Genomic DNA, 7607 nt, shown 5'->3' with positions numbered 1-7607 from the left:
CAGCTGCTGCAGCGCCTGCAGCCGCTCGTCCTTCGCCGCCTCGGGCAGCTGGTCGTCCAGCGCCGCGGCCGGGGTGCCGGGGCGGGCGCTGTACTTGAAGCTGTAGGCCTGGGCGAAGCCGATCTCGGTCACCAGCCTCAGCGTGTCGGTGAAGTCGCGGTTGGTCTCGCCCGGGAAGCCGACGATGAAATCGGAGGACAGCGCCAGGTCCGGCCGGGCCGCGCGCAGCCGGTCGACGGTGCGGCGGTACATATCGCCGTCATGCTTGCGGTTCATCGCCGCCAGGATGCGGTCCGACCCGCTCTGCACCGGCAGGTGCAGGAACGGCATTAGCTGCGGCACGTCGCGATGGGCGGCGATCAGGTCGTCGTCCATGTCGCGCGGATGGCTGGTGGTGTAGCGGATGCGGTCGAGGCCGTCGATCTCGGCCAGGGTTCGGATCAGCCGGCCCAGGCCCCAGACCGACCCGCCCGGCCCGTCGCCATGGAAGGCGTTGACGTTCTGGCCCAGCAGGGTGATCTCGCGGGCGCCGGCGGCGACCAGGCGGCGCGCCTCGGCCAGGATGCCGGCGACGTCGCGCGAATATTCGACGCCGCGGGTGTAGGGCACGACGCAGAAGGTGCAGAACTTGTCGCAGCCCTCCTGCACCGACAGGAAGGCCGAGGCGCCCTGCACGCCCTGCTCGCCGGGCAGGTGGTCGAACTTGCTCTCGACCGGGAAGTCGGTGTTGACCAGCGGCTTGCCGGCCTGGCGGTGGGCGCGGGCCACCATCTCCGGCAGCTGGTGGTAGGTCTGCGGCCCGAACACCATGTCGACCCAGGGGGCGCGGCGGGCGATCTCCTCGCCCTCGGCCTGGGCGACGCAGCCGGCGACGGCGACGATCATCGGCTCCTCACCAGCCTTCGCCTCCTTATGCGGGCGCAGCCGGCCGAGGTCGGAGAACACCTTCTCCGTCGCCTTCTCGCGGATATGGCAGGTGTTGAGGATGACCATGTCGGCCCCCTCCGGCCTGTCCGCCAGGGCATAGCCGAGCGGGGCCAGGATGTCCGCCATACGACCGCTGTCGTAGACGTTCATCTGGCAGCCCCAGGTCTTGATGAACAGCTTCTTGCTGGCGGCTGTGCTCACGCGCGCGGGTCCGATCCGGTCGACATCTCGATGGAATTGCGATGATAGATCACGGCGGCGCCGTCGAAAATCAAGCGTTGCCTCATGCGGCGCGGCGCTGATCGGGTATGTTGTCGTCCGCCGCATCCGGCAGCCGGCCCGCATTGGCGTCGGACACGCCGGCGGCGATGGCGCGCCAGCAATGATCCGCCAGCGCCTTGCGCGACCGGACGGTCTCCAGCGTGACCGGCGGGTGGAAGATCACGGTGATCCTGAGGTGCCCCTGCTTCACCACGTTCCAGAGGTGCGGCACCAGGTCCATGTCGCCGTACCAGGCGTAGATCGGGCGCAGCCGCCGGCCCAGCGGGATGCCGTCCAGCCTGGTGCAGGCCAGCGATACCGGCTGCACCGTCAGCGGCTTGCCGTCGATGCGCAGCCCGGCGGCGGCGAACAGCGCGCTCTTGAATGGCAGGGTGCGGTTGCCGTCGCTCGAGGTGCCCTCCGGAAACAGCACCAAATTGTCGCCGGCCTCGAGCCGCGACTGCAGGCTGTCGCGCTGCACATCGGCCGACCCCCGCCGGTTGCGGTCGACGAAGACGGTGCGTTGCAGCCGCGCCAGGGCGCCGAAGAACGGCCAGGTGCCGACCTCGGTCTTGGCGACAAAGCTGCCGGGGATCAGCGATCCCAGCACCTCGATGTCGAGATAGGACAGGTGGTTGGAGACGAACAGCGTCGGCGCCGCGGTCGACATCGTGCCGCGGATCTCGACACCGAGGCCGAGGATGCGGCAGCAGGTGCGATGGTAGAACACCGGCAGGCTGGTCTGCAGCCGCCAGCCGAAGCGCACCGCGAGGGCCTGCACCGGCATCAGCATGACGGTCCAGGGCACATAGACGGCAAGCCGGGCCACCGCCCGGAGCTTCGACCCGAGACGGGTGCCCGCCATCGCGCCGGTCAGTCCTTGCGGAAGGCCAGGATCGGCCGCTGCTCGCGCTTCAACTCGTAGTGCTTGAAGTACTTCTCGGTCACCAGGTCGGTCTTGACGATGATGGCCACGTCAGTGGTGCCGAACTGCTCGTCGATCACCGCGCCGTCGCCGACATGGCCGCCGAGGCGGAGATAGCCCTTGATCAGAGGGGGCAGGGCCGCGATCGCCTCGCGCTGGTCGATCTCCGTCAGCGGCAGCAGGCGCATATCGGTGTAGCGTTCCGGCAGGGCCTTGGGCCGCAGTGCCGGCGGCGCCAGATGATAGTGATAGAGATAGGACAGTGGCAGCTTCAGCGCCTCGGCGTCGATCCCGGGCAGGCTGGCGCAGCCGAACATGATCTCGATGTCATGCTGGAACAGATAGGCGGCGATGCCGCGCCACAGCAGCTGCATGGTGCCGCCCGAGCGATACGGGCCGGCGACGCAGGATCGCCCGAGCTCCAGGATCCGGCCGGGATGGGCCTCGATCTTGGTGATGTCGTATTCGCTGGCGGAATAGAAGGTGCCGATCCTGGCCGCCCCGTCGCGCTGGATCAGCCGGTAGGTGCCGACCACACCCTGGGCGCCCTTGCCGCGCGCATGGTCGATCACCAGCAGGTGGTCGGCCACGTCGTCATAGGCGTCGAAGTCCCGGCCGGCGGCGGCCATCTCGGCCGAGGGCTTGGCCGCCATCTCCTGGTAGAAGACGGCATAACGCAGCTCCTGGGCCGCCCAAATCTCCTCCTCCGTCTCGGCCAGCCGGACCTCGAGATTGCCTGCACGCAGGCTGAATCCGTGGTCATCGACGAAGGTTGTGACTGCCATGCTGCTTCCGTCCGCTCAAATTCCCCCGGGGCGCCGCGGCGATTCTCGTGTCACCGCACAAGGCGCTCGCCCAATTATAAAGCAGAACGGTTACAAATGTGCGCTGATTTCGCGGCCGGGCCACAGCCCCTGGCCAAGAGCCGGAAACCGGGCGGCCCGCCGGGCGACGGACCGCCGCGATCCGCGGTCAGTCCCGCCGGGCGCGGGTGCCGAGGCCGATCTGCTTGGCCAGCTTGCTGCGCTGCTTGGCGTAGTTCGGCGCCACCATCGGATAGTCGGCCGGCAGGCCCCAGCGATCCCGATACTCATCCGGGGTCATGTTGTAGGCCGTCTTCAGATGCCGCTTCAGCATCTTCAGCTGCTTGCCGTCCTCGAGACAGATGATGTAGTCCGGCGTCACCGACTTCTTGATCGGAACCGCCGGCTGGGGCTTCTCCGCCACCGGCGTCGGCTCAGTCCCGAGGCCGTTCAGCGCACGAAAGACTTGCTCGATCAGGCCCGGCAGGTCGGAGATCGCAACGGTATTGTTTCCTACATGTGCCGCGACGATTTGGCTCGTAAGGTTCATCAAATCGTTGGACGGCGTTTCATTGCTCATGTTCATACTCCCGCGGCACGAGTGTTGGGTATATAAGTCGCCCACTACTGGACTGCAACACGAATCGCCATGAAAATCGAGAAAGCGTCATGAGCAATGAACCACCGGTCCGGACTCTCGATGTAACGGCGGAGGTCTGCCCTTTCACTTTCGTCAAAACCAAGCTGCTGCTGGAAGATATGAAGCCCGGCGAAGTGGCGGAAATACGGCTGAACGCGGGTGAGCCGCTGATCAATGTTCCGCGATCGGCGACGGAAAGCGGCCATCGCGTGCTGTCGGTGGAACCCGAGGATGCCGGCGAGACCCGCTGGCTGGTGCGGATCGAGCGCGGCCCAAGGGGCTGATCGTGGATCGCTTCCGCCCGTGATTTCTCTACACAAGCGTGTAGTTGACTTTTATTTCACACCCTGTCACGTCCCCTGGTCATGCCAAGGCTTCCCGCCCGAGGAGGATTCCCGTCGATGCGCTCTCATCGCACAACCCGCCTGGCCGCGCTGGCCCTGATGCTCGGTCTCGCCGGCGGTCCGCCCGCCCTGGCCCAGGATGCGCTGCCGGACGGCATCACCGCGGCGACGGATCCGTCGGCGGTCCCGGCCACGGCCAAGGCCCGCAAGGACACCGTCGTCGCCTCGATCAGCGCGCCGCAGGGCGTGTTCAACCCCTATTTCTTCAGCAATGGCTGGGACGAGAACGTCACCGAGGTGATCTTCGGCCGGCTGATCAACTACGACAGCCAGGGCAAGCTGATCCCGGAGCAGGCGGAGTCCTGGACCGTCAGCCCGGACAACCTCGTCTACACCATCAAGCTGCGGCCCGGCCTGACCTTCAGCGACGGCTCGGCCCTGACCGCCGAGGACGTCGCCTTCACCCTGACGGTGCTGCACGATCCGACGCTGGAGAGCGAGACCGACATCATGCCGGCCGCCATCGCCGGCGGGGCGGAGTACAAGGCCGGCAAGGCCGACAGCATCGCCGGCATCAAGGTGATCGACCCGCAGACCATCGAGATCACCACCACCCGGCCCGGGGCCAAGACACTGGCCCTGCTCGGCGGCCCGGTGCTGTCCAAGGCGCATTACGGCAAGGGCTTCGCCCGCGGCCAGCTCGACGGCATCCGCGCACTGGGCGGCGACCCGCTCGGCGCCGGTGCCTATGTCTTCGACAAGTTCATCCCCGGCCAGGAGGTGCGGTTCCACGCCAACCCGACCTATTTCAAGGGCAAGCCGGCGGTGGAGCATTTCATCTACCGGATCACCTCGGACGCCACCAAGCTGCAGTTGTTTCAGACCGGCGAGACCGACTATGACGGCTTCACGGTCAGCCAGGACAATGTCGACGCGCTGCAGAGCCTGGGCTTTGCCGCGATCAATCTCTACGGCTCCAGCGACTACAGCATGATCGAGTTCAACCCGAAGGACCCGCTGCTGCAGGACGTCCGGGTGCGGCACGCTTTGACCTACGGCCTCGACCGCCAGACGCTGGTGACGGTGGTCTACCAGGGCTACGGCCTGGTCGCGACCCAGCCGGTGGCGCCGATCTCCTGGGCCTATGACGCCAACGCCGTCGACCCCTATGCCTACGACCCGGCCAAGGCCGCGGCGCTGCTCGACGAGGCCGGCTGGAAGCTCGGGGCGGACGGCATCCGGGTCAAGGACGGCCAGCGCCTGTCGCTGCGCCTGCTGGCCACCAAGTCGCTGTTCAACGACGCGCTGATCCCGATCGCCCAGGAGAACTGGAAGGCGATCGGCGTCGACCTGGTGCCCGAGGTGTCGGACTTCAACGCCCTGCTCGCCAAGCGCAAGTCCGGCGACTACAACCTCGCCACCTTCCGCACCTCGACCATCAACGACCCGCATGACGGGGTCGAGGACTTCCTGTCGACCGGCGATGTCGGCCGGCTCGGCTACCATGACGACGAAGTCGAGCGGCTGATCCTGGAGGGCAATGCCACGCTGGATCCGGAGAAACGCAAGCCGATCTACCACCAGCTGTACAAGGCGCTGGCCGACAACCCGCCGGTGATCTTCCTGGCCTACCGCAAGATCCTGTCGGCCACCGATGCCCGGGTCGAGGGCTTCAAGCCGGACATCTACAACGGCATCATCGCCAGCCTGCCGAATTTGAAGATCGTGCAGTGAGCTTCCGTGGCTTCCGTGGCGTCCGTTCCCCCTCCCGGTGCCGGGAGGGGGCATGAGGACCTTTATCATCCGCCGCCTGCTGCTGGCGGTGCCGATGCTGCTGGGGGCGTCGGCGCTGATCTTCTTCGTCTTCGCCCTGACCCCGGGCGACTTCATCGACGGCAACATCAACCTGACGCCGGAGCGGGCGGCGGAGCTGAAGTCGCTGTACGGGCTCGACCGGCCGGTGCTCGATCGCTATCTCGATTGGCTCGGCCGGCTGCTGACCGGCGATCTCGGCTATTCGATGCAGTACCAGACCCCGGTCGGGACGCTGCTGAACCAGTATGTCTGGAATTCCTTCCTACTGGCCGGGACGGCGATGCTGCTGTACTGGACCCTGTCGCTGCTGGCCGGGGTGACGGCGGCGGTGAAGCCGTATTCCTGGTACGACCGCCTGGTGACGCTGGCGGTGTTCGCCGCCATGTCCTTCCCGGTCTTCTTCCTGTGCCTCTTGCTGATCAAATGGTTCGCGGTCGACCTGCGCTGGCTGCCGGTCGGCGGCATGATCAGCACCGGCAGCGAGACGACGGGCTGGCCGCTGGTGGTCGAGATCGCCGGCCACATGGTGCTGCCGGTGCTGGTGCTGACCGCGCTGCAGGCCGGCAGCCTGACCCGCTACATCCGCGCCAGCATGCTGGAATCGCTGTCGATGGACTTCGTCCGCACCGCCCGGGCCAAGGGGCTGAAGGAGCGCACGGTGGTGCTGAAGCACGCGCTGCGCAACGCCCTGCTGCCGATCATCACCCTGCTGGGCTTCGAGCTGCCGGGCCTGTTCTCCGGCGCCATCGTCACCGAGAAGATCTTCAACTGGCCGGGCGCCGGCCACATCCAGATCGACACGCTGGCGGCGCGCGACTATCCGGTGCTGATGGGCTTCACCATGGCGCTGGCGGCGCTGACCATCCTCGGCAACCTGATCGCGGACATCGCCTATGCCGCGGCCGACCCGCGCATCCGGCTGCGGCGGAGATAGAGTTGGGCGCTGTCTCGCTGAACCCGTTCCGCCGTCGCCGGGCACGGGAGGCCGAGTTGGTCGAGCTCGCCGGCCGCCTCGCCGTCACCCGCTCGCCGCTCGGCGACGCGCTGTGGCGGCTCCGACGCAACCGCACCGCAGTGGTTGCCGCGGCGGTGCTGCTGCTGATTGTCCTGGTCTGCGTCGTCGGGCCCTGGATCAGCCCCTGGGACCTGAACGCGACCGATGCGCTGAGCCCCAACCGGCCGCCGAGCCTGCGGCACTGGCTGGGCACGGATTTCCTCGGCCGCGACATCCTGGCCCGGCTGATGGCGGCCGGCCGCATCTCGCTGACCGTCGGCCTGGCGTCGGTGCTGCTGTCGGTGGTGGTCGGCTACCTCGCCGGCGCGGTGGCCGGCTATCTCGGCGGACTGGCCGACGCCGTGATCATGCGCGCCGCCGACATCGTGATGACGATCCCGACCCTGCCGCTCTTGATCATCCTCGGCGCCGTGCTGTCCGAGCTGAAGGTGCCGCCGGACCAGCGGATCTACCTGGTCGTCCTGATGCTCAGCCTGCCGAACTGGATCCGCGTGGCGCGGCTGGTGCGGTCGCAGATCCTGTCGCTGCGCGAGCGCGACTTCATGGTGGCGACCGAGGTGCTGGGCCTGCCGCTGCACCGCCGGCTGTTCCACCACCTGCTGCCGAACACCGTGCCGATCCTGATCGTGGTCGCCACCGTCGGCGTCGCCGATGCGATCCTGAACGAGGCCTATCTCAGCTATCTCGGCCTCGGCGTGGTGCCGCCGACGCCCTCCTGGGGCAACATGATGGACACCGCCAACAGCTTCGTCGACTTCCAGCGCCGGCCCTGGTTGTGGGTGCCGCCAGGCGTGGCGATCTTCCTGACCGTGGTCGCCATCAACATCCTCGGCGACGGGCTGCGCGACGCGCTCGACCCCAAGATGAAGCGATAGCC

8 protein-coding genes are annotated in these 7607 nt (G+C 67.4%); 4 read left to right on the top strand and 4 right to left on the bottom strand.

Annotated features, from left to right (window positions below; genetic code table 11):
- From miaB to AAHM41_RS22475, 4 genes are all read right to left on the bottom strand, one after another.
- Nucleotides 1–1128, bottom strand: a 1128-nt coding sequence (gene miaB, locus AAHM41_RS22490; protein WP_342238819.1) for a tRNA (N6-isopentenyl adenosine(37)-C2)-methylthiotransferase MiaB, incomplete at its 3' end; no start/stop codon positions are given.
- 82 nt (nucleotides 1129–1210) lie between these two features.
- The gene (locus tag AAHM41_RS22485; RefSeq protein ID WP_342238818.1) at nucleotides 1211–2053 is read right to left on the bottom strand and encodes a lysophospholipid acyltransferase family protein; all 843 of its coding nucleotides are present in this window, start codon (nucleotides 2051–2053) and stop codon (nucleotides 1211–1213) included.
- 8 nt (nucleotides 2054–2061) lie between these two features.
- Complete coding sequence (locus AAHM41_RS22480) at nucleotides 2062–2898, bottom strand: GNAT family N-acetyltransferase (RefSeq protein ID WP_342238817.1); 837 nt, start codon at nucleotides 2896–2898, stop codon at nucleotides 2062–2064.
- Between the two features lie 187 nt (nucleotides 2899–3085).
- Complete coding sequence (locus tag AAHM41_RS22475; RefSeq protein ID WP_342238816.1) at nucleotides 3086–3496, bottom strand: MucR family transcriptional regulator; 411 nt, start codon at nucleotides 3494–3496, stop codon at nucleotides 3086–3088.
- Between the two features lie 89 nt (nucleotides 3497–3585).
- Here AAHM41_RS22475 and AAHM41_RS22470 point away from each other — a divergent pair, with 89 nt between their 5' ends.
- The 4 genes from AAHM41_RS22470 to AAHM41_RS22455 all read left to right on the top strand — a co-directional run bounded on the left by AAHM41_RS22470 (nucleotide 3586) and on the right by AAHM41_RS22455 (nucleotide 7605).
- Nucleotides 3586–3840: a sulfurtransferase TusA family protein gene (locus tag AAHM41_RS22470; protein WP_342238815.1), complete on the top strand. Its 255-nt coding sequence runs from the start codon at nucleotides 3586–3588 to the stop codon at nucleotides 3838–3840.
- Nucleotides 3841–3957: 117 nt separating this feature from the next.
- Nucleotides 3958–5634 carry an ABC transporter substrate-binding protein gene (locus AAHM41_RS22465; protein WP_342238814.1) on the top strand — a complete coding sequence of 559 codons (1677 nt, stop codon included), beginning with the start codon at nucleotides 3958–3960 and terminating at the stop codon, nucleotides 5632–5634.
- 52 nt (nucleotides 5635–5686) lie between these two features.
- Nucleotides 5687–6649 carry an ABC transporter permease gene (locus tag AAHM41_RS22460; RefSeq protein ID WP_342238813.1) on the top strand — a complete coding sequence of 321 codons (963 nt, stop codon included), beginning with the start codon at nucleotides 5687–5689 and terminating at the stop codon, nucleotides 6647–6649.
- Between the two features lie 2 nt (nucleotides 6650–6651).
- On the top strand, nucleotides 6652–7605 hold the full coding sequence (locus AAHM41_RS22455) for an ABC transporter permease (protein WP_342238812.1): 954 nt from the start codon (nucleotides 6652–6654) through the stop codon (nucleotides 7603–7605).
- The last annotated feature ends 2 nt before the right edge of the window (nucleotides 7606–7607 follow it).

It is taken from the genome of Inquilinus sp. OTU3971, assembly GCF_038440215.1.
Note: the sequence above shows the minus strand (reverse complement) of the source record. Positions and strands in the feature narration are given on the sequence as shown.

Coding starts and splice junctions, on each gene's coding strand:
- AAHM41_RS22485 (WP_342238818.1), bottom strand. CDS start 2,053: ATGGCGGGCACCCGTCTCGGGTCGAAGCTCCGGGCGGTGGCCCGGCTT.
- AAHM41_RS22480 (WP_342238817.1), bottom strand. CDS start 2,898: ATGGCAGTCACAACCTTCGTCGATGACCACGGATTCAGCCTGCGTGCA.
- AAHM41_RS22475 (WP_342238816.1), bottom strand. CDS start 3,496: ATGAGCAATGAAACGCCGTCCAACGATTTGATGAACCTTACGAGCCAA.
- AAHM41_RS22470 (WP_342238815.1), top strand. CDS start 3,586: ATGAGCAATGAACCACCGGTCCGGACTCTCGATGTAACGGCGGAGGTC.
- AAHM41_RS22465 (WP_342238814.1), top strand. CDS start 3,958: ATGCGCTCTCATCGCACAACCCGCCTGGCCGCGCTGGCCCTGATGCTC.
- AAHM41_RS22460 (WP_342238813.1), top strand. CDS start 5,687: ATGAGGACCTTTATCATCCGCCGCCTGCTGCTGGCGGTGCCGATGCTG.